This is a genomic window from Streptomyces sp. NPDC014894 (assembly GCF_043080985.1).
Taxonomy (GTDB): Bacteria; Actinomycetota; Actinomycetes; order Streptomycetales; family Streptomycetaceae; genus Streptomyces.
Genome location: NZ_JBIBWD010000007.1, coordinates 427,388 through 447,791 on the forward strand (window position 1 = coordinate 427,388; position 20,404 = coordinate 447,791).

The 20,404-nt window shown below is 71.0% G+C and carries 15 protein-coding genes; 8 read left to right on the forward strand and 7 right to left on the reverse strand.

Annotated features, from left to right (window positions below):
• Positions 1–27: 27 nt before the first annotated feature.
• From ACF089_RS19610 to ACF089_RS19620, 3 genes are all read right to left on the reverse strand, one after another.
• Complete coding sequence (locus ACF089_RS19610) at positions 28–987, reverse strand: Yip1 family protein (protein ID WP_392028088.1); 960 nt, start codon at positions 985–987, stop codon at positions 28–30.
• Positions 988–1,241: 254 nt separating this feature from the next.
• Positions 1,242–3,524, reverse strand: a complete 2,283-nt coding sequence (locus ACF089_RS19615) for a heterodisulfide reductase-related iron-sulfur binding cluster (RefSeq protein ID WP_392028090.1) — start codon at positions 3,522–3,524, stop codon at positions 1,242–1,244.
• Between the two features lie 249 nt (positions 3,525–3,773).
• Positions 3,774–4,646, reverse strand: coding sequence for a sugar transferase (locus tag ACF089_RS19620; protein WP_392028092.1), 873 nt, complete (start codon positions 4,644–4,646; stop codon positions 3,774–3,776).
• 608 nt (positions 4,647–5,254) lie between these two features.
• On the opposite strand from ACF089_RS19620, the gene dnaK reads away from it, so the two are divergent.
• From dnaK to ACF089_RS19640, 4 genes are all read left to right on the forward strand, one after another.
• Positions 5,255–7,117 (forward strand): molecular chaperone DnaK, encoded by a 1,863-nt coding sequence (gene dnaK / locus ACF089_RS19625; RefSeq protein WP_392028094.1) that lies wholly within the window; start codon positions 5,255–5,257, stop codon positions 7,115–7,117.
• Positions 7,114–7,767 carry a nucleotide exchange factor GrpE gene (gene grpE, locus ACF089_RS19630; protein ID WP_392028096.1) on the forward strand — a complete coding sequence of 218 codons (654 nt, stop codon included), beginning with the start codon at positions 7,114–7,116 and terminating at the stop codon, positions 7,765–7,767. Before dnaK ends, grpE begins: the two co-directional genes overlap by 4 nt.
• 111 nt (positions 7,768–7,878) lie before the next feature.
• Complete coding sequence (gene dnaJ / locus ACF089_RS19635; protein WP_392028098.1) at positions 7,879–9,081, forward strand: molecular chaperone DnaJ; 1,203 nt, start codon at positions 7,879–7,881, stop codon at positions 9,079–9,081.
• A 1-nt stretch (position 9,082) separates the two neighbouring features.
• Positions 9,083–9,526, forward strand: coding sequence for a heat shock protein transcriptional repressor HspR (locus ACF089_RS19640; protein WP_392028100.1), 444 nt, complete (start codon positions 9,083–9,085; stop codon positions 9,524–9,526).
• 243 nt (positions 9,527–9,769) lie between these two features.
• Here ACF089_RS19640 and ACF089_RS19645 read toward each other — a convergent pair whose 3' ends face one another.
• Positions 9,770–10,762 carry a helix-turn-helix transcriptional regulator gene (locus ACF089_RS19645; RefSeq protein WP_392028191.1) on the reverse strand — a complete coding sequence of 331 codons (993 nt, stop codon included), beginning with the start codon at positions 10,760–10,762 and terminating at the stop codon, positions 9,770–9,772.
• A gap of 425 nt (positions 10,763–11,187) precedes the next feature.
• Here ACF089_RS19645 and ACF089_RS19650 point away from each other — a divergent pair, with 425 nt between their 5' ends.
• Positions 11,188–11,508 (forward strand): (2Fe-2S)-binding protein, encoded by a 321-nt coding sequence (locus tag ACF089_RS19650; protein ID WP_190120959.1) that lies wholly within the window; start codon positions 11,188–11,190, stop codon positions 11,506–11,508.
• A 187-nt stretch (positions 11,509–11,695) separates the two neighbouring features.
• Here the strand turns inward: ACF089_RS19650 and ACF089_RS19655 are convergent, their stop codons facing one another.
• The gene (locus tag ACF089_RS19655; RefSeq protein WP_392028102.1) at positions 11,696–12,124 is read right to left on the reverse strand and encodes a pyridoxamine 5'-phosphate oxidase family protein; all 429 of its coding nucleotides are present in this window, start codon (positions 12,122–12,124) and stop codon (positions 11,696–11,698) included.
• Between the two features lie 368 nt (positions 12,125–12,492).
• On the opposite strand from ACF089_RS19655, the gene clpB reads away from it, so the two are divergent.
• Both clpB and ACF089_RS19665 read left to right on the forward strand, forming a co-directional pair.
• Positions 12,493–15,102 carry an ATP-dependent chaperone ClpB gene (gene clpB, locus ACF089_RS19660; RefSeq protein WP_392028104.1) on the forward strand — a complete coding sequence of 870 codons (2,610 nt, stop codon included), beginning with the start codon at positions 12,493–12,495 and terminating at the stop codon, positions 15,100–15,102.
• A 130-nt stretch (positions 15,103–15,232) separates the two neighbouring features.
• Positions 15,233–15,769, forward strand: coding sequence for a YbjN domain-containing protein (locus tag ACF089_RS19665; RefSeq protein WP_392028106.1), 537 nt, complete (start codon positions 15,233–15,235; stop codon positions 15,767–15,769).
• An 85-nt stretch (positions 15,770–15,854) separates the two neighbouring features.
• Here ACF089_RS19665 and ACF089_RS19670 read toward each other — a convergent pair whose 3' ends face one another.
• Both ACF089_RS19670 and ACF089_RS19675 read right to left on the reverse strand, forming a co-directional pair.
• Positions 15,855–16,982: a hypothetical protein gene (locus ACF089_RS19670; RefSeq protein ID WP_392028108.1), complete on the reverse strand. Its 1,128-nt coding sequence runs from the start codon at positions 16,980–16,982 to the stop codon at positions 15,855–15,857.
• Between the two features lie 644 nt (positions 16,983–17,626).
• A complete protein-coding gene (locus tag ACF089_RS19675; protein ID WP_392028110.1) occupies positions 17,627–18,793 on the reverse strand; it encodes a pyridoxal phosphate-dependent aminotransferase in 1,167 nt (388 codons plus the stop codon).
• A gap of 1,024 nt (positions 18,794–19,817) precedes the next feature.
• Between ACF089_RS19675 and ACF089_RS19680 the strand changes: the two genes are divergently transcribed.
• Complete coding sequence (locus ACF089_RS19680) at positions 19,818–20,366, forward strand: DUF2617 family protein (protein ID WP_392028112.1); 549 nt, start codon at positions 19,818–19,820, stop codon at positions 20,364–20,366.
• The last annotated feature ends 38 nt before the right edge of the window (positions 20,367–20,404 follow it).

A 20,404-nucleotide genomic window follows, 5' to 3' on the forward strand; every position in this document is an offset into this window, starting at 1 on the left:
GCGGGGCCATTCCCATGAACGGAGCGATCAGATCGTGCCCAGCTTGATGATGGACAGCAGCGCGATCAGCTGAATCGCGGAGGCCCCGAGCGCCTTCGGCCACGGCAGATCGTGCGACTTGCTCACCATCACCGTGAAGAGCGCGCCGGCCGCCAGCCAGGTCATCCAGCCGAGCACCTGCACCAGCGCGTTCTCGCCGCCCAGGAACATGGCGAAGAGCAGCCGGGGCGCGTCGGTGATCGACATGATCAGCATGGAGAAGCCGACGGTCGGCTGCCAGGCGCCCGTGCCGCCGAGCTGGCGGGCCAGGGTGTGGGTCACCGCGCCCATGATCAGGCCGCCGATCACGAACGCGATGCCGGTCGTCAGCACATACGGGATCGCCGACGAGATCGTCGCGTTGATGGTCTCCTCGCGCGCCTTGTCGAACCCGAAGATCGCGAGCATGCCGTAGAGGAAGGTGACCACGAGCGCGGGGCCCCACACCGCGTAGTCGCGCATCTGCAGGAAGGTCGCGCCCGGGCGGAGCACCATCCCGCTCAGCAGCTGCTTCCACGGCAGCCTCGGGCCCGGGGGCGGGGCGGGCGCGTCGCCCGCCTGGTAGGTCCCGCCCTGGTTGTAGGGGTCGTCGATGCTGAACGCCTGGGTGTGGCCCGGGTCGTTCGCGTACGGGTCGTGCCGCGGGGGCTCGCCCCCGTATCCCGGTCGCTGACCGGGCTGCTGGTAGTGGTCGCCGCCGAAGTACTCCGGCTCCCCGTGGTGAGGCCCGCCGTGCTGGGGCCCGCCATGCTGGGGCCCGCCGTGCTGAGGCCCGTACTGAGGTCCCCCGCGCCGGCCGCCGGCGCCCGGCGACTGGGGCCACTGCGGCGGTTGCTGCGGCGCATGCGGCGGTGCCGCACGGCCACCCCCGTACGGTGGCGGCGCCTGCTGCGGTTGCTGCTGCTGTGTGCGGTTGTCCCGGCCGCGTCCGATCCTGAATCCAGCCACGCTTCTGAACGTACCCGCTCTCGCTCCGTCATGTACGGGCGGACCGGGATCGATCGGCCCTTTGCGGCTGACCTGTGACATCCCCTAAGGGGATCCCGGAGCCCGCCCCGGAGTACGGAGACCGCGAAGACGGCGACCGCGACGACGGCGACCGCGGGGGCCGACGACCGCGGCGGGCCGCCGCCCAGCAGGAAGCGGCCGGACCCGCCCCCGAGGCGGGTCCGGCCGCTCGTGCGACAGGGCCGGTCAGCCGGTCACTTCACCGGCTCGGGCTCCGGCGCGTCCTCCGGCTCCGAGGAGGGGGCCGGGTCGGACGGCGGGGTCCGCACCGAGTCGAGGAGCAGCTGCGCCACGTCCACGACCTGGAGGCTCTCCTTCGCCGTGCCGTCGTTCTTCTTGCCGTTGACCGAGTCGGTCAGCATCACCAGGCAGAACGGGCAGGCGGTGGAGACGATGTCGGGGTTGAGCGACAGCGCCTCGTCCACCCGCTCGTTGTTGACGCGCTTGCCGATCCGCTCCTCCATCCACATCCGCGCGCCGCCCGCGCCGCAGCAGAAGCCGCGCTCCTTGTGACGGTGCATCTCCTGCTGGCGCAGGCCGGGGACGGCGGACATGATCTCGCGCGGCGGTGTGTAGACCTTGTTGTGCCGGCCCAGATAGCACGGGTCGTGGTACGTGATCAGGCCCTCGACCGGCGTCACCGGGGTCAGCCGGCCCTCGTCGATCAGATGCTGGAGCAGCTGGGTGTGGTGGATGACCTCGTACTCGCCGCCGAGCTGCGGGTACTCGTTCGCGATGGTGTTGAAGCAGTGCGGGCAGGTGGCGACGATCCTCTTGGCGGACTTGGGCTTCCGGGTCTCGGGGGCCTCGTCGTCCTCGCCGAACGCCATGTTCAGCATCGCCACATTCTCCTGGCCGAGCTGCTGGAACAGCGGCTCATTGCCCAGTCGGCGCGGCGAGTCGCCGGTGCACTTCTCGTCGCCGCCCATGATCGCGAATTTCACGCCCGCGATGTGCAGCAGTTCGGCGAAGGCCTTGGTGGTCTTCTTCGCCCGGTCCTCCAGGGCGCCGGCGCAGCCGACCCAGTAGAGGTAGTCGACCTCGGAGAGGTCCTCGACGTCCCTGCCGACGATCGGGATCTCGAAGTCGACCTCCTTGGTCCACTCGACGCGCTGCTTCTTCGCCAGACCCCAGGGGTTGCCCTTCTTCTCCAGGTTCTTGAGCATGGTGCCCGCCTCGGACGGGAACGCCGACTCGATCATCACCTGGTAGCGGCGCATGTCCACGATGTGGTCGATGTGCTCGATGTCGACCGGGCACTGCTCGACGCACGCGCCGCAGGTCGTGCAGGACCACAGGACGTCCGGGTCGATGACGCCGTTCTCCTCCAGGGTCCCGATCAGCGGGCGCTCGGCCTCGGCGAGGGCGGCGGCCGGGACGTCCTTGAGCTGCTCCTCGGTCGCCTTCTCCTCGCCCTCCATGGTCTTGCCGCCGCCGGCCAGCAGATAGGGGGCCTTGGCGTGCGCGTGGTCGCGCAGCGACATGATCAGCAGCTTGGGGGAGAGGGGCTTGCCGGTGTTCCAGGCGGGGCACTGGGACTGGCACCGTCCGCACTCGGTGCAGGTGGAGAAGTCGAGGATGCCCTTCCAGGAGAAGTGCTCGACCTGGGAGGCCCCGAAGACGGCCTCCTCGCTCTCGTCGTCGAAGACCGTCTCGAAGTCGATCTCCTTGCCGCCCGAGGTCATCGGGTTCAGCGCGCCGAGCGCCGTGGAGCCGTCCGCGTTCCGCTTGAACCAGATGTTGGGGAAGCCGAGGAAGCGGTGCCAGGCGACGCCCATGTTGGTGTTGAGCGAGACCGTGATCATCCAGATCAGCGAGGCGCAGATCTTGATCATGGCGGTGAAGTAGATCCAGGTCTGCAGGGACGCGGTGCTCATCCCGTCGAAGAGCAGGACCAGGGGGTACGAGACGAAGTACGAGGCCTCGTAGCCGTCGACGTGGTGGATCGCGCCCTCGAGTCCGCGCAGGACGAGGATGGCGAGGCCGATGCTGAGGATGATGTATTCGACGAAGTAGGCCTGCCAGGCCTTGGAGCCCGTGAAGCGCGATTTGCGGCCGGCCCGGGAGGGCAGATTGAGCAGCCGGATCGCGATCAGGACGACGATGCCCACCACGGTCATCAGGCCGATGAACTCGGTGTACATCTCGAACGGGACGAAGCCGCCGATGACGGGCAGCACCCAGTCGGCGCGGAAGAGCTGGCCGTACGCCTGGGCCAGGGTCGGCGGCAGGGTCAGGAAGCCGATCGCGACGAACCAGTGCGCGAAGCCGACGATGCCCCACCGGTTCATCCGGGTGTGGCCGAGGAACTCCTTGGCCAGGGTGATCGTTCGCTGTCTCGGGTCGTCGGTGCGGCTGCCCGCGGGCACGGGCTGGCCGAGTCGTACGAACCGGTAGATCTGCGCGACGGCTCGGGCGATGAGCGCAACGCCGACCACGGTCAGGACCAGCGACACGACGATCGCGGCGAGTTGCATTTCGGGGCTCCTCGGGCCTGCGAGGTGGGGGACCATCCAACACTACTAAGCGGTAACTTAATCAGTCCGTGCTGACATTACCCACCTTTTTCGCCGCACTGTAGCCACGCGACCGGTGATCTGTGTCGCTCAGGCAAGCCTTCCCGGGATCCGGGCGACCGTGCGCGCGAATCCGGGGCGGGGTGTCGCGGAATGCCGTGGTCCGGGCGGGGGCTCCCCGACCGGCGGCCCCGGACGGCTCCGGACCGCCTACGGCGGCGTGCCCTCGCCGCCCCGCGCGGGCGTACGCCCCCGGAGCACCGCCGGGAGGGTGCGCGCCAGGATCATCAGATCCAGGCCCAGCCAGTGCTCCGCCACATAGTGCGGATCGAGGACGGCCCGCTCCTCCCAGGGCGGCCCCGGCCGGCCGCCGCCGATCTGCCACGGGCCGGTGATCCCGGGGCGCACCGCCCGTACGGCGCGCGCCGGTCCGGTGGCGGCCGCCGCGCCGGCCGGGGTGGGCGGGCGCGGGCCGACCAGGGACATCTCGCCCCGGACCACATGGATCAGCTGCGGCAGATGGTCGAGGTAGTGGGCGCGCAGCAGCCGCCCGACGCGGGTCGCCGGGGCGGTGCGGAAGACCAGCATCGCGAACGGGCGTCCGCCGAGTCCGGCCCGTTCCCGGCGGACGAGCACGGGCCCCGGGGAGGAGACGGCGATCGCCGCCGCGATCGCCAGCAGCGGTACGGCGAGGCCGAGCAGCAGCAGGACGCCGCCCAGGAGATCGACGGCCCGCTTGGCCGGGGAGGACGCGATCGGCGGCCCCGGCCGGCGCACGCGCACCGGCCCGAAGGCTCCGGGCCGTACGCGGGGGAGCGCCGCCCGCCCGGCGACGGCCCCCTCGCCCCCGGCCCCCTTGTCGGCGGCGGCCTCCCGTCCGGCGGCGGTCCCCCGGCCCGGGGCCGGTACGCGGGCGAGCGCCCGTCGCACGGTGCGGGCGCTCTTCCGCCGCCGGCGGCCCCCGCGCGATTGGGCGGGAGCGTCGCCGTCCGTCGCGGTGGCGGTGGCGGTGGCGGTCGCGGCGACGGCGTCCGCCTTGGCCGGGGGCTCTTCGCCGGTACGGGGTACGGGCGCGAGGGCCACGGCGGTGGCGTCGTGCGCGGCGCCCGGGCGCCGCGCCGGAGCACCGGAGCGGCCCGGACCCGCGGGAACGCCCCGGGCGTCCGCCCCGGCCGGAGCGTCCGCGTCCAAAGCGTCCGCGTCCGGAGCATTCGCGTCCGGGCGGGCGACGGGGGCCCCGGCGTCCGGCGCGTCCGGCCCGGACGGGGCTTTCGGCCCTGTCGGCGTCGACGCGCTCCGCACGGAGGAGGGGCGCGCCCGGCCTCCGGCCGCGGACCGCCTCCGGCCCCGGAGGCGCCCGTTCCCGCCCCCGTCTCCGCTTCCCTTCCCTGGCATGGGCCGCCACCTCTGACCGCGATCAGTCTGTGATGCGTGCTTTTGGGGGTATTTGCGGGCACCACTCTCTCAGAGGGCGCGCGGTGGGCGGCGATCCGCCACGCGTACGTCCCGCACGCCCCGGCCGCCGCCCCCCGGCCGCCGCGCCCGGAGCCGAGGAGCGCCGGATCGCGCCAGAGGTGCGGATAAGGGCTGGATAAAAGTTGAGCGGGGGTGACTCAGGTCTGTTGACTCCGGCGCGGGGCTCGTGCATCCTTGAGCCAGATCCACTCAAGTAGTCAGCTGGAGGAATTGACATGGCACGTGCGGTCGGCATCGACCTGGGCACGACCAACTCGGTCGTCAGCGTTCTGGAGGGCGGCGAGCCCACCGTCATCACCAACGCCGAGGGCGCCAGGACCACGCCGTCCGTCGTCGCCTTCGCGAAGAACGGCGAGGTGCTGGTCGGCGAGGTCGCCAAGCGTCAGGCGGTGACCAACGTCGACAGGACCATTCGGTCGGTCAAGCGCCACATGGGCACTGACTGGAAGATCGAGATCGACGGCAAGAACTTCAACCCGCAGCAGATGAGCGCCTTCATCCTGCAGAAGCTGAAGCGCGACGCCGAGGCGTACCTGGGCGAGAAGGTCGCGGACGCGGTCATCACCGTCCCGGCGTACTTCAACGACTCGGAGCGCCAGGCCACCAAGGAGGCCGGTGAGATCGCGGGCCTCAACGTCCTGCGCATCGTCAACGAGCCCACCGCGGCCGCCCTGGCCTACGGCCTGGACAAGGACGACCAGACGATCCTGGTCTTCGACCTCGGCGGCGGCACCTTCGACGTGTCGCTGCTGGAGATCGGCGACGGCGTGGTCGAGGTGAAGGCCACCAACGGTGACAATCACCTCGGCGGCGACGACTGGGACCAGCGCGTCATGGACTACCTGGTGAAGCAGTTCGCCAATGGTCACGGCGTGGACCTGTCCAAGGACAAGATGGCTCTCCAGCGTCTCCGCGAGGCCGCGGAGAAGGCGAAGATCGAGCTGTCGTCCTCCACCGAGACGTCCATCAACCTGCCGTACATCACCGCGTCGGCCGAGGGCCCGCTGCACCTGGACGAGAAGCTCACTCGCGCCCAGTTCCAGCAGCTCACCGCCGATCTGCTGGACCGGTGCAAGACGCCGTTCCACAATGTGATCAAGGACGCGGGCATCAACCTCTCCGAGATCGACCACGTCGTTCTCGTCGGCGGTTCGACCCGTATGCCGGCCGTCGCCGAGCTGGTGAAGGAGCTGACCGGCGGCAAGGAGGCCAACAAGGGTGTGAACCCGGACGAGGTCGTCGCCATCGGCGCCTCGCTCCAGGCCGGTGTCCTCAAGGGCGAGGTCAAGGACGTCCTGCTCCTCGACGTGACCCCGCTGTCCCTCGGCATCGAGACCAAGGGCGGCATCATGACCAAGCTGATCGAGCGCAACACGACGATCCCGACCAAGCGCTCGGAGATCTTCACCACGGCCGAGGACAACCAGCCGTCCGTGCAGATCCAGGTCTACCAGGGCGAGCGCGAGATCGCCGCGTACAACAAGAAGCTCGGCATGTTCGAGCTGACCGGTCTGCCGCCGGCCCCGCGCGGGGTCCCGCAGATCGAGGTGTCCTTCGACATCGACGCCAACGGCATCATGCACGTGACCGCGAAGGACCTGGGCACGGGCAAGGAGCAGAAGATGACCGTCACCGGCGGCTCCTCGCTGCCGAAGGACGAGGTCGACCGGATGCGCCAGGAGGCCGAGCAGTACCAGGAGGAGGACCACCGCCGCCGTGAGGCCGCGGAGGCCCGCAACCAGGGCGAGCAGCTGGTCTACCAGACGGAGAAGTTCCTCAAGGACAACGAGGACAAGGTTCCGGGCGATGTGAAGACCGAGGTCGAGACCGCCGTCGGCGAGCTGAAGGAGAAGCTCAAGGGCGAGGACGTCGCGGAGATCCGTACCGCGACCGAGAAGGTCGCCGCCGTCTCGCAGAAGCTGGGCCAGGCGATGTACGCCGACGCCCAGGCGCAGCAGCCCGCGGGTGACGCCCAGGGCGACGCCGGAGCCGGCGCCGGCCAGGCCAAGGCCGACGACGATGTCGTGGACGCCGAGATCGTCGACGACGAGAAGGACTCCAAGGGTGGTGCCGCGTGACGGAGGAGACTCCGGGATTCGACGAGAAGCCCGACGTCCCTTCCGGCGCCACATCTGACGACGCCGCCGCCGAGTCCGCCGAGTCCTCCGAGGAGGAGGGCAAGGCGGCCCCGGCAGGGGACGAAGCGAAGCTCATCGGCCTGACGGCCCAGCTGGACCAGGCTCGTACGGCGCTCACCGAGCGCACCGGCGACCTCCAGCGGCTCCAGGCCGAGTACCAGAACTACCGCCGCCGGGTGGAGCGGGACAGGGTCACGGTCAAGGAGATCGCCACGGCGAATCTGCTGTCCGAGCTGCTGCCCGTGCTGGACGACGTCGGGCGGGCGCGCGAGCACGGGGAGCTGGTGGGCGGCTTCAAGTCGGTCGCCGAGTCCCTGGAGACCGCGGCCGCCAAGATGGGCCTCCAGCAGTTCGGCAAGGAGGGCGAGCCCTTCGACCCGACGATCCACGAGGCGCTGATGCACAGCTACGCGCCTGATGTCACCGAGACCACATGCGTCGCGGTGCTTCAGCCGGGGTATCGCATCGGCGAGCGGACCATCAGGCCCGCCCGGGTCGCGGTGGCCGAGCCCCAGCCCGGTGCGACGCCCGCGTCCGGCAAGGACGAGGCGGCGGACGACGAGGAGAGCGGTGGCCCGGACGAGGGCTGACGCCAGACAGGCGGAGAACGGCCGGGAGCATCTCCCGGAGGGCTTCCGGGGGATCTCCCCGGAAGCCCTTCGGGGGCGCTTCCCGCAGACCGTCCGGAAGGAGGGATGTCGATGAGCACGAAGGACTTCGTCGAGAAGGACTACTACAAGGTCCTCGGCGTCCCCAAGGACGCCACCGAGGCCGAGATCAAGAAGGCGTACCGGAAGCTCGCCCGCGAGTTCCACCCGGACGCCAACAAGGGCGACGCCAAGGCGGAGGAGCGCTTCAAGTCGATCTCCGAGGCCAATGACATCCTCGGCGACCCCAAGCGGCGCAAGGAGTACGACGAGGCCCGCGCCCTCTTCGGCAACGGCGGCTTCCGGGCCGGACCCGGCGCGGCGGGCGGCGGCGGTTCGTTCAACTTCGACCTGGGCGACCTCTTCGGCGGCGGCCCCCAGGGCGGCGGCGGGCAGGGCGCTCCCGGGGCCGGCGGCTTCGGCGGCGGTCTCGGCGATGTGTTCGGCGGCCTGTTCAACCGGGGCGCCGGCCCGGCCGGTCCCCGTACCCAGCCCCGGCGCGGCCAGGACGTCGAGTCCGAGGTGACGCTCAGCTTCACCGAGGCGGTCGACGGGGCCACGGTCCCGCTCCGGATGTCCAGCTCGGCCGCGTGCAAGGCATGTTCGGGCACCGGCGACAAGAACGGCACGCCCCGCGTCTGCCCGACCTGCGTCGGCACCGGCCAGGTCTCGCGCGGCGGCAGCGGCTCCTTCTCGCTGACCGACCCGTGCGTCGAGTGCAAGGGGCGCGGACTGATCGCGCAGGACCCGTGCGAGGTCTGCAAGGGCAGCGGACGGGCCCGTTCCTCGCGCACCATGCAGGTCAGGATTCCGGCGGGCGTCTCCGACGGCCAGCGGATCCGGCTGCGCGGCAAGGGCGCGCCCGGCGAGCGCGGCGGACCCGCCGGCGATCTCTATGTCGTCGTCCACGTCGGGGACCACCCCGTCTTCGGCCGCAAGGGCGACAATCTGACCGTCACCGTGCCGGTGAGCTATCCGGAGGCGGTGCTCGGCGGCGAGGTGAAGGTGCCCACCCTGGGCGGGCCCCCGGTCACCCTGAAGCTGCCCGCGGGCACCCCCAACGGGCGGACGATGCGCGCCCGCGGCAAGGGAGCGGTCCGCAAGGACGGCACCCGCGGCGATCTGCTGGTCACCGTCGAGGTCGCGGTCCCCGAGGAGCTGAGCGACAAGGCGAAGGACGCGCTGGAGGCCTACCGCGAAGCCACCGCGGAGGAGGATCCGCGGGCCGAGCTGTTCCAGGCCGCGAAGGGAGCATGACATGGACGGAAGGCGTCGCAATCCCTATGAGCTGACCGATGAGTCGCCGGTGTATGTGATCTCGGTGGCGGCTCAGCTCTCCGGTCTGCATCCGCAAACGTTGCGGCAGTACGACCGGTTGGGTCTGGTCTCGCCCGGCCGTACCGCCGGGCGGGGGCGGCGCTATTCCGCCCGTGACATCCAGCTGCTGCGCACCGTGCAGCAGCTGTCGCAGGACGAAGGCATCAATCTCGCCGGGATCAAGCGGATCATCGAGCTGGAGCACCAGGTCGCGGCCCTTCAGTCCCGGGTGGCCGAGCTGTCGGCCGCCGTCGAGAACGCGGCCGTGGCCATCCAGCAGCGCGAGGCCCAGGTGCACGCCTCCTACCGGCGCGATCTCGTGCCGTACCAGGACGTGCAGCAGACCAGCGCGCTGGTGGTCTGGCGGCCCAAGCGCGGCGAGTAGGGCCCTTCCTCCGGACCGGGCCGCCGCCGCAGGGACCGCAGATGGGCCGGTGAGCCGCTGTGCGGCCCACTCGCCCGCCTACGGGGCCTGGACGCCCTTCCCGGTCCGACAGGCCGTCAGACGCCCCGTAAGGGGCTGTCACGGCCGGAGCCACACACATCGCCCCCGGCGCGGTTCGCGCCGGGGGCGATGGTTTCCGGTCGTTCCCGGCCGTTCTTCCGCCAGGAGTGCCGTGGAGCGCTCCTACGATCGGCAGGAGTCGTGCTCCAGGATCCTCGACTGGGCGATCAGATACCCCAGCTGGGTCCGGCTGCCGCTGCCCAATGACGATCCCAGCTTGGCGATATGGGCCCGGCAGGTACGGACGTTCATCCCCAGCCGGCGGGCGATCGCCTCATCCACATGCCCTTCCACCAGCAGTTTCGCGATGGAACGCTGCACTCCCGTGATGCCGTTGAGGTCCGGCCCGTACGACACCGGCTCCTCCCAGGGCAGTCCGTGCAGCCAGAACTGCTCGAAGACCCCGACGAGATACTCCACGATCCCCTTGTGCCGCAGCTCCAGCGCCGAGAGCCGGTCGCTGCTCGCCGGGATGAAGGCGACTCTGCGGTCCACGATGATCAGCCGGTCGATTATCTCCTCCAGCGTCCGCACCTCCACGCCCGAGGGCCCCACCTGCTCCATGTAGGCGAGCGTCGCCGGGTGGTGCCTGGCGGTGTGCTGGTAGAGCGTGCGCATCCGTACACCCCGCTCGATCAGCGGTTCCACCCTGCGCAGCGCCTTCTCCAGGATGTGGGGCTGCCGCCCGCTGCCGGGCTGGACGGTGAGCAGCTCCTCCGTGCAGTCCGCGGTGACCTGGTCGAGGGTCGAGTTGATGCGGTTGAGACCCTCCAGGACGGTTACGCCCTGGGGGGCGGTGGAATTCTGAGCGGTGAAGGCCATGAATGGCTCAAGAGCATCGGTCAGAGCGACAGTTCGTCGTCTCCTCTCTTGGATCTCCCGCTCAATGGGGTGTATCAGCTGTGTCAGCGCGGTGGTCGGAGGCACCGGACGGAGCCACTGCGCGTCGTCGGGATCCGGGTGCAGCAGGGCGAGATCGAAGAGGCAAGGCATGGGTTCCGCCTCCGACCGGGCGATTCGTCCGGTGCGAAGAGCGGTGATGTACAGACTTTTCCCAGCCTCGCACAGCTCGCCGTCTGCATGAGGGTGTCCGAATTCGCCCTCGTTAGACGTCATATGCACCCCCTCAGGCTCCTGCATTACAGGAACATGATGCCTGCCGTCGCTGGTGCAAGCGTTCGGAGTGAGACATCGTCTTATGCGCGGGGGAGGAGGAATGATCAAAAGAGGTGGAGATCACCCATGTCTAGGACGCTACGTGCTCTTTGTGCTCTTGCCATAGCGGCTGCCGCGCTCGGCGTGGGAGCCTCCGGTGAGCCCTCCTGGGGTAGCTCTCCTGCCGGCAAGGTGGCGGGGACCCAGGGTGAGCCTTCGTGGGGACTCAATGGTGAACCTTCGTGGGGGTCCGCTCCCGTGAAGACGGTCGCGGCCGCGCACGGCGAGCCTTCCTGGGGTGCCGCTCCCTCGGGTGAGCCCTCGTGGGGCTTCGCGCCGACCGGTGAGCCCTCCTGGGGAGTCCCTCCGACCAGCAGCACCGAAGCATGACCGTTCCACCGGACGACCGGGTCTTCCGGCGTGAGATGGCGACGGCGTACCGCTCGGGGTGGCATTTCATCGACCTCGTCACGGCAATCCCCCACCGTGGCGACTCGTTGATGGTCACTCTGTTCGGCGAGCCGATCGTCGTGGCGCGCGAGGAGGACGAGGACGTCCGAGCGTATCGGTGCCTTCGCCGGCCCCGTGGCGCGCCGCAGCCTGTACGGTGCGCGATCCGCTACGGAATGATTTTCGTCAACCTGGACCAGCGCGACCACCAGATGGTCGAGCCCGACACCACCACCGCCACCCCCCGCAGTGCTTGAGCGATTCCCCCGTCGTTCCAAATCGCTCAAGCGCTTCCCCCACACAGCGGCGTCATCGCGGACCTGAAACGCGATGGCGCCGCTGTGCTTTTCCCGCCGGGCGGCCCCCGCCGAGCCGGGGCCCGCGCTCTTCCGGCCGGGCCCCGGCCCGGGGCCCGAGTGCGGGCCCCGGACGCCGCCGCCGCTCTCAGGCGGCGCGTGAGATGCCGGCCCCTCGGCCGAGCGCCCGCTCCACCGCGATCTCGATGACCACCCGGTCCGGATTGGGCGCCGGCGTCCGCTCGTACCGCTCCGCGTAGCGCCGTACCGCGTCCGCGACCCGCTCCGCGTCGGTCAGCACCCGCGCGCGGCCCTCCAGCGTCGCCCAGCGCGCCCGGTCCACCTGGCAGACCGCCACCCGCGCGCCGCCCTCGTCCGGCGACCTCAGCACATGGACGACCTTCCGGCTGCGCTTGTTGGCGATCACCCGCGCCAGGCCCGTCGCGGGGTCGAAGGTCACGCCCACCGGCACCACGTGCGGGCTGCCGTCCGGGCGCAGGGTGGTCAGCGTGCACAGATGGCGCTCCCGCCAGAACGCGAGGTAGTCGGGGCTGAGGACGAGGGCGTCGGAGGTCATGGCGTCAGGGTAATTGCGACTGCCAATGATCGAACGTCCGGCCGGTCGCGGGGCGCTCCTGGGATGGCGCAAAAGGATTGAGTGGAATAGACTCAACTTTGTGCAGGTTGACAGAGTCAGCCCGCAGGGGAACATCTCCTGGCGACAGGACGCGGAGACGGTCGCGGACGCGGACGCCCGCGACCGGAAGCCGTCGCCGTCGCCGGGAAGAGGCCCGTACACGGGAAGCGGGGGACGTGCCCGTGCGCGGGAACGACCCGGGTGCGGAGGACGGACCCGCGCACCGGAACGGCCCCGGTACGGGAAGAGACCCCGTACACCCCCACACCGTTGCCCGCCCACCCCGCCGCCAGGAGGAGAGACCGCACGTGGACGCCGAGCTGACCAACAAGAGCCGGGACGCCCTCAACGCCGCCACCCAGGTGGCGGTGACCGCGGGGCACCCCGATCTGACACCCGCGCATCTGCTGGTCGCGCTGCTCGCGGGCCAGGACAACGAGAATCTGACCGATCTGCTGGCCGCCGTCGAGGCCGACCAGGCCGCCGTGCGCTCCGGCGCGGAGCGGCTGCTCGCCGCCCAGCCCAGCGTCACCGGATCCACCGTCGCCCCGCCGCAGCCGAACCGTGAGTTCCTCGCCGTCATCGCCGACGCCTCACGCCGCGCCAAGGAGCTGGGCGACGACTATCTCTCCACCGAGCATCTGCTGATCGGTCTGGCCGCCGAGGGCGGCCGGGCCGGCGAGGTGCTCCGACAGCAGCGCGCGTCGGCCGAACGGCTGCTGGACGCGTTCGAGACCGTGCGTGGAGGCAGGCGAGTGACGACGGAGAACCCCGAGGGTCAGTACAAGGCGCTGGAGAAGTTCGGCACGGACTTCACCGCCGCCGCCCGTGAGGGCAAGCTCGACCCGGTCATCGGCCGGGACCAGGAGATCCGCCGGGTCGTCCAGGTGCTCTCCCGGCGCACCAAGAACAATCCGGTGCTCATCGGCGAGCCCGGCGTCGGCAAGACCGCCGTCGTGGAGGGCCTCGCCCAGCGGATCGTCAAGGGCGACGTGCCCGAGTCGCTGAAGAACAAGCGCCTGGTCTCGCTCGACCTCGGCGCGATGGTCGCGGGCGCCAAGTACCGCGGCGAGTTCGAGGAGCGGCTGAAGACCGTGCTCTCCGAGATCAAGGCGAGCGACGGCCAGATCATCACCTTCATCGACGAGCTGCACACCGTCGTCGGCGCGGGCGCGGGCGGCGACTCCGCGATGGACGCCGGCAACATGCTCAAGCCGATGCTCGCCCGCGGCGAGCTGCGCATGGTCGGCGCGACCACGCTGGACGAGTACCGCGAGCGGATCGAGAAGGACCCGGCGCTGGAGCGCCGCTTCCAGCAGGTGCTGGTCGCCGAGCCCACCGTCGAGGACACCATCGCGATCCTGCGCGGACTCAAGGGCCGTTACGAGGCCCACCACAAGGTCCAGATCGCCGACTCCGCGCTGGTCGCGGCCGCCACCCTCTCCGACCGGTACATCACCTCCCGCTTCCTGCCCGACAAGGCCATCGACCTGGTGGACGAGGCCGCCTCCCGGCTCCGGATGGAGATCGACTCCTCCCCGCTGGAGATCGACGAACTCCAGCGGTCCGTGGACCGGCTGCGGATGGAGGAGCTGGCGCTCAAGAACGAGTCCGACGCCGCCTCCAAGCAGCGGCTCGTCAAGCTCCGCCGCGACCTCGCCGACAAGGAGGAGGAGCTGCGCGGCCTCACCGCCCGCTGGGAGAAGGAGAAGCAGGGTCTCAACCGGGTCGGCGAGCTGAAGGAGCTGCTCGACGAGTCGCGCCGGCAGGCCGAGCGCGCCCAGCGCGACGGCGACTTCGACTCCGCCTCCAAACTGATCTACGGGGAGATCCCCGCCCTGGAGCGGGAGCTGGCCGAGGCCTCCGAGGCGGAGGCCGAGGTGCGGACGGACACCATGGTCAAGGAGGAGGTCGGCCCCGACGACATCGCGGACGTGGTCGGCTCCTGGACCGGGATCCCGGCCGGGCGGCTGCTGGAGGGCGAGACCCGGAAGCTGCTCCGGATGGAGGAGGAGCTGGGCCGCCGGCTGATCGGCCAGGGCGAGGCCGTGCAGGCCGTCTCGGACGCGGTCCGGCGCGCCCGCGCGGGCATCGCGGACCCGGACCGCCCCACCGGCTCGTTCCTCTTCCTCGGCCCGACCGGGGTCGGCAAGACGGAGCTGGCCAAGGCGCTCGCCGACTTCCTCTTCGACGACGAGCGGGCGATGGTCCGCATCGACATGTCCGAGTACAGCGAGAAGCACAGCGTCGCCCGGCTGGTGGGCGCGCCCCCCGGCTATGTCGGGTACGAGGAGGGCGGCCAGCTGACCGAGTCGGTGCGCAGGCGCCCGTACAGCGTGGTGCTGCTGGACGAGGTGGAGAAGGCGCACCCGGAGGTCTTCGACATCCTGCTCCAGGTGCTGGACGACGGCCGGCTCACGGACGGCCAGGGCCGCACGGTCGACTTCCGGAACACCATCCTCATCCTCACCTCCAATCTGGGCAGCCAGTTCCTGGTGGAGCCGGCGACCGGTCCGGAGGAGAAGAAGCGGCGCGTCCTGGAGGTCGTACGGGCCTCCTTCAAGCCCGAGTTCCTCAACCGGCTGGACGATCTGGTCGTCTTCTCCGCGCTGACCAGGGACGAGCTGGCGCACATCGCCGAGCTGCAGATCGGCCGGCTGGCGGCGCGGCTCGCGGAGCGCCGGCTCACCCTGGACGTCACGCCCGCCGCCCTGGAGTGGCTGGCCGACGAGGGCAACGATCCGGCGTACGGGGCCCGGCCGCTGCGCCGGCTGGTGCAGACGGCGATCGGCGACCGGCTGGCGAAGGAGATCCTCTCCGGGGAGGTCGCCGAGGGCGACACGGTCCGGGTCGACCGCTTCGAGGACGGGCTGATCGTGGGGCCCGTGCCCGGCGAGGCCGTCCAGGACCTCCCCTGAGGAAAGACCCTGCGCGCGCACTCCCCCGCACCGGCCCGGGCGCCGTCCCGCGCCGGTGCGGGGGTAGGGGTTGTCAGTCCGGCCCCGCGATGGGGGAGGATGGCCGCATCCGTACGAAGGGAAATCCACGGTGACCATCGATCCGTCCTCGATTCCGAATTTCGGGGGCCAGCCCCAGCCCCAGGCCGAAGGACCGGCGGGCCCCGTCGTTCCCGACCAGGACCTGGTGAAGCAGCTCCTTGAGCAGATGGAGCTGAAGTACGTCATTGACGACGAGGGCGACCTCGCCGCTCCGTGGGAGGAATTCCGCACGTACTTCATGTTCCGCGGCGAGGACGACCAGCAGGTCTTCTCCGTCCGGACGTTCTACGACCGGCCGCTGCCGGTCGAGGCGCGGTCCCAGATCCTCGACGCCATCGACGACTGGAACCGCCGCACCCTGTGGCCCAAGGTCTACACCCACCTCCACGAGGACGAGGAGGGCGGCGCGACCATCCGCCTCATCGGCGAGGCGCAGATGCTGATCGGCACCGGCGTGGCGCTGGAGCACTTCGTGTCCTCCACCGTCAGCTGGGTCCGGGCCGCGATCGAGTTCGACAAGTGGCTCGTCGAGCAGCTCGGTCTGCAGCCCCCGTCGGAGGACGAGAAGCCCGGCGACGACGCCTGACCCACGGTGACCGGGCCCGCCGGCGGTCCGTCCGCCGCGGTCCGGGCCCGGGCTCCCGCCGGCTCGAACGACCGGGACCCCGGGCTCAGAGCGCGATCGGGGAGAGCGTCAGCAGGTACGTCCCATAGGCGAACGACAGCCCGGCCAGGGCGGCGGTCATCACGGCCGCCGTCCCCGGCCGGGCTTTCGTCAGCGCCCGCGCCGGAGCCAGCAGCAGCGGGAAGGCGGGCAGCAGAAAGCGCGGTTTGGACTCGAAGAAGCCCGAGCCGCCGACGGTGATCAGCACCAGGACGCCGGTGTACACCAGCAGGGCCAGCGGCGGCCGGTCCAGCACCAGCAGCGCGAAGAGCGCCAGCGAGACCGCCACGATCACCACCGTGATCACCAGCGGGAACATCGTCGGCCGCAGCACGATCTCGCGCACCGCCCGCAGCGCCCCCGCCCCGAAGTCGAACCGCGACGTCCAGCCGCGCTGGACCGCGAAGTAGCCGCCCGGCGGATCGCCGGTGCGGAACCCGACGTACAGCACATAGGCCGACCAGCCGGCCGGGGCGAGCGCCGCCGACGCCCAGATCCGCCACTCGCCGCGCCGCCCCCGTTCACGCAGCAGGGTGTATCCGGCGACCGCGCAGACGGCCGCCGCCACCGCGATCCCATTGGGCCGGGCCAGCCCCGCCAGCACCGAGAGCGCCCCCGCCCAGAGCCAGCGCCCGCTGAGCACCGCGTACAGCGACCAGGCGGCGAAGGCGGTCAGCAGCGGTTCGGTGTACGCCATGGAGAGCACGACCGAGTGCGGCAGCAGGCCCCAGAGCAGCACCAGCGCGGTGGCCACCCGCCGTCCGTACAGCCGCTCGCCGATCGCGTAGACGCCCCAGGCCGCCGCGCCCGCCGCGGTCCAGGAGATCAGCAGACCGGCGCTGCCGCTGGTCACCGGGAGGACGGAGGTCACCGCGCGGATCAGGGCGGGATAGAGCGGGAAGAACGCCAGATCGCTCTGGACCGCGCCGTCGGGCCAGGTCAGGGTGCGTCCGTAGCCGTGCTCGGCGATCAGCATGTACCAGTCGGAGTCCCAGGACCTGGCGAGGGTGCGGCGCGGCGGCCGGTCGATGCGCCAGGCCCAGCAGGCCATCACGAGCAGCCCGGTCAGCCGGGCCGCGGCGAACAGACCGAGCGCGGGGGCCGCCCGGAGCAGCGCGGCCCGCCACCGCGGCACGGGCCGTGCGCCCGTCCGCGCCGTGCCGCCCGGTGTGCCGTCTGTTTCGTCGAAAGTCTCGGCGGACAGGGAGCACCTCCGGGCACGCACAGGGTTCGGTCAACCCGACCATGGGCGGCGCGGGCGGCTCATGCGAGCGCTGAGCAGCCGACAGGGCCGGTTGCGCCCCCGTTCCCACCCGGTCGGCTGAAAGCCGCCCGCGCCCCGCTGCGGACCCGTCGCCCCGCTTGGCGGCCGCCCGCGGGGAAGGGGTGCCGCGGCCCGGTTCGCGGGGCGCGGGCCCGAGGGCCGCCGGCGCGGGGGAGGCGGTCGCGGAGGCGGGCGGGCCGCTCCCGGGGAGCCGACGGGGCGAGCGGCGGACCGTACGGCCGTGTCGACCCCGCCGCGCCGAGCCGGAGATCCTGGCGTCCAACGCCCGCGTACTCGAACGCGTGGCGGCCGTCGGGCGTCAGCCGATGTAGGGCGCCTTCCGCGTCTCATCCGTCTCGCGCGCCTTCCGCGTCCGGCTCGGCCGCCCGGATCCGGGCGGATCCGCACCGGCTGTCCGGCAGGCTCCGGAGCCGGAGCGGGAGCCGGACCGCTCGGGTCTGAGGGGCGGGGACGCGCGGGCGTTCGCGGGTGATTGACGTGCCGGGGGCGTGAGTTCAGGAGGTGAGGACCCGCAGGCGGCTCGCCGCTTCCTCGAGGATCTCGTCGGCTTTGCAGAAGGCGAAGCGCACTTGGCCGCGGCCGATGTCGGGGGCGTCGTAGAAGACGGAGCTGGGGATGGCGACGACGCCGCAGCGCTCGGGGAGGGTGCGGCAGAAGGCGTAGGCGTCCTGTTCGCCGAAGGGGGCGATGTCGGTGGTGATGAAGTAGGTGCCCTGGGGCTGGTAGACCTCGAAACCGGCCGCGCGCAGGCCGCCGCCGAGGAGGTCGCGCTTGCGGCGGAGGTCGGCGCGGAAGCCGTCGAAGTACGAGTCCGGCAGGCGGAGGGCCTCGGCGACGGCGTACTGGAAGGGGCCGCCGCTGACGTAGGTGAGGTACTGCTTGGCGGTGCGGACGGCGGAGACGAGAGGGGCGCTCGCGGTCACCCAGCCCACCTTCCAGCCGGTGAAGGAGAAGGTCTTCCCGGCCGACGAGATGGTGACCGTGCGCTCGCGCATGCCGGGCAGGGCCGCCATGGGGCGATGGGCGCCCTCGTACACGAGGTGCTCGTAGACCTCGTCGGTGACGACGAGGAGGTCGTGTTCGACGGCGAGTGCGGCGATGGCGCTCTGCTCTTCGGCGGTGAGGACCGTCCCGGTCGGATTGTGCGGGGTGTTGATGAGCAGCAGGCGCGTCCTCGGGGTGATCCTGGCGCGCAGCTCGTCCAGATCGGGGCGGAAGGACGGGGCTCGGAGCGTGAGCGGGACGCGCTTCGCGCCGGCCATCGCGACGCAGGCCGCGTAGGAGTCGTAGAACGGCTCGAAGGCGATGACCTCGTCGCCCGGCTCCAGGAGCGCGAGCATGGCGGCGGCGATGGCCTCGGTGGCGCCCGTGGTGACCAGGATCTCGGTGTCGGGGTCGAAGGAGAGGCCGTAGAAGCGCTGTTGGTGCTCGGAGATCGCGGTGCGCAGCTCCGGGACGCCGGGCCCGGGCGGGTACTGATTGCCCTTCCCCTCCCGCAGGGCGCGTACGGCGGCCTCGCGGATCTCCTCGGGCCCGTCGGCGTCCGGGAAGCCCTGCCCCAGGTTGATCGCGCCCGTCGCGGCCGCCAGCGCCGACATCTCCGCGAAGATCGTCGTCCCGAGCCCGTCCAGCCTTCGGTTCAGCAGTGGCCTGGCGTTCATGTCGTCACCGTTCTCACTCGCGTACCCGCCGATTCTCCGGGGGCCATCCTGACGCATCGCCCTTCGCGGCCCCGCGCGGCGCGGGGACCGGCCGCCCGGGCGAAGCTCTGGACTTGCTCAAGTCTGCTTTGGCCCGGTGGCGCGGAGGGCATCCCCCTCTCACGCGAGAACTAGGGGGCGGATCCCGGACGGGAACGCGGGGCTCAGGAGAACGGCGGGTCCCGGGAGAAGGACGGTGTCCCACGAGATCGCGGGAATCGCGGAGATCGCGCAATATCGCGCGGGAAGCGCGGAGAAGCATTCGGCGAGAAGCGGTCACGCAATGGCGCGGGGGGCTCGCTTCGGGGGAATGAAGGACGGTGAGGGCTATGGCTGCTTTCGTCGGGATTCTGTTGTTCATCCTCTTTGTGGTCTTCGTGATCGCACTGGCGAGGATGGAGTTCGGCGCCCGCCGTGCCAGAAGCGGTATCGGTTCGTCCCGCCACGGTTCGCGAAGGGGCGGCGACGGCGGGTCCGGTGGCAGCTGGTGGGCGGGGGACAGCGGGTCGGGGCACTCGTCCTGCGGTTCCTGGAGCGGGGGAGGCGGCGACGGGGGATCGTCGTCCGGCGGCGGCAGCAGTTGCGGCGGTGGCGGCAGCAGCTGTGGCGGCGGCGGATGAGCTGACACGGGGCAGCTGATCCGCGAGCGGGACGGGGCATCCGGCGGGAGCTTTCCGCCGGATGCCTCTTTTCTTCGGTTCTGATCCGCCCGGACCGCATTCACCAGATTTTCCCGGGGCATTTTGTTGAACAGTTGAACCGCAAGACCCCCTAGGGGATGGAAACCCCTGCAAGTTGGGTAAAAACACTGCGAGCGCCGCGTACTTCATGATTCAGTCGTTGACGGAACCTGTTGGAACCATCCAGCCCCCGGGCCGGCTTTCCGGCCCCGAGCAGGCGGTCCCCCACCTTCGTTCATGACTCCCGCCGAGGGGCGCCTCAGGTTCACGTATCCACCGCCGAAGCGTGTTTGCGGAGCCGACCCATGCTCACCACCCTCAGTACCGCCTACACCGACACCCGTGCCGACGACCTCGCCTGGGCACTCGGGCGGGAGCCGCTTCCCGCCCTCGCCGTCCTCGACCTGGAGCTCTCCGGAGCCAAGCTTCAGCTCAGACTGCTCGGCGCCTCCCACCAAGTGCTCCTTGAGGAGGAGCAGGGCAGTTGTTCCGAGACCGTCGCCTGCATGTCAGGCAGCAGCACCCCGCTGCCGCTGGGCGTCGCCAAGAGAGTCGGTGACTGGGAGTACGAGTTCGCCGCCCGCGTCGAGACGCTCTCCGAGGGCTCGTTCGCCGGGCGCGCGCAGGAACTCCTCGCCCTCGTCACCGATCACCCCAACTCCCTCGCCGGCACCTTCCCCGGCTCCCCGCACGCGTTCACCGCGATGATGGCGCAGTGGCAGGAAGGCCAGGTGCGCTGGCGCACCTGGCACGCCTATCCGCAGGAGGGACGGCTCGTCGTCACCCGTACCAGGGTCGGCGCGGTCTCCCGCCGGCAGCGGGTCAGACGGCTCCCCGAGCCCGTCGCGCTGTAGCCCGGCCGGGCCCGGGGCCGCTCCCCGGGCCCGGCCCG

Bases quoted from the DNA above. Each gene is read 5' to 3' on its own strand.
- ACF089_RS19655 (WP_392028102.1), bottom strand. From the start codon at position 12,124: ATGACCTCCGACGCCCTCGTCCTCAGCCCCGACTACCTCGCGTTCTGG.
- ACF089_RS19615 (WP_392028090.1), bottom strand. From the start codon at position 3,524: ATGCAACTCGCCGCGATCGTCGTGTCGCTGGTCCTGACCGTGGTCGGC.
- ACF089_RS19675 (WP_392028110.1), bottom strand. From the start codon at position 18,793: ATGAACGCCAGGCCACTGCTGAACCGAAGGCTGGACGGGCTCGGGACG.
- ACF089_RS19680 (WP_392028112.1), top strand. From the start codon at position 19,818: ATGCTCACCACCCTCAGTACCGCCTACACCGACACCCGTGCCGACGAC.
- dnaK (WP_392028094.1), top strand. From the start codon at position 5,255: ATGGCACGTGCGGTCGGCATCGACCTGGGCACGACCAACTCGGTCGTC.
- ACF089_RS19640 (WP_392028100.1), top strand. From the start codon at position 9,083: ATGGACGGAAGGCGTCGCAATCCCTATGAGCTGACCGATGAGTCGCCG.
- ACF089_RS19645 (WP_392028191.1), bottom strand. From the start codon at position 10,762: ATGACGTCTAACGAGGGCGAATTCGGACACCCTCATGCAGACGGCGAG.
- ACF089_RS19650 (WP_190120959.1), top strand. From the start codon at position 11,188: ATGACCGTTCCACCGGACGACCGGGTCTTCCGGCGTGAGATGGCGACG.
- dnaJ (WP_392028098.1), top strand. From the start codon at position 7,879: ATGAGCACGAAGGACTTCGTCGAGAAGGACTACTACAAGGTCCTCGGC.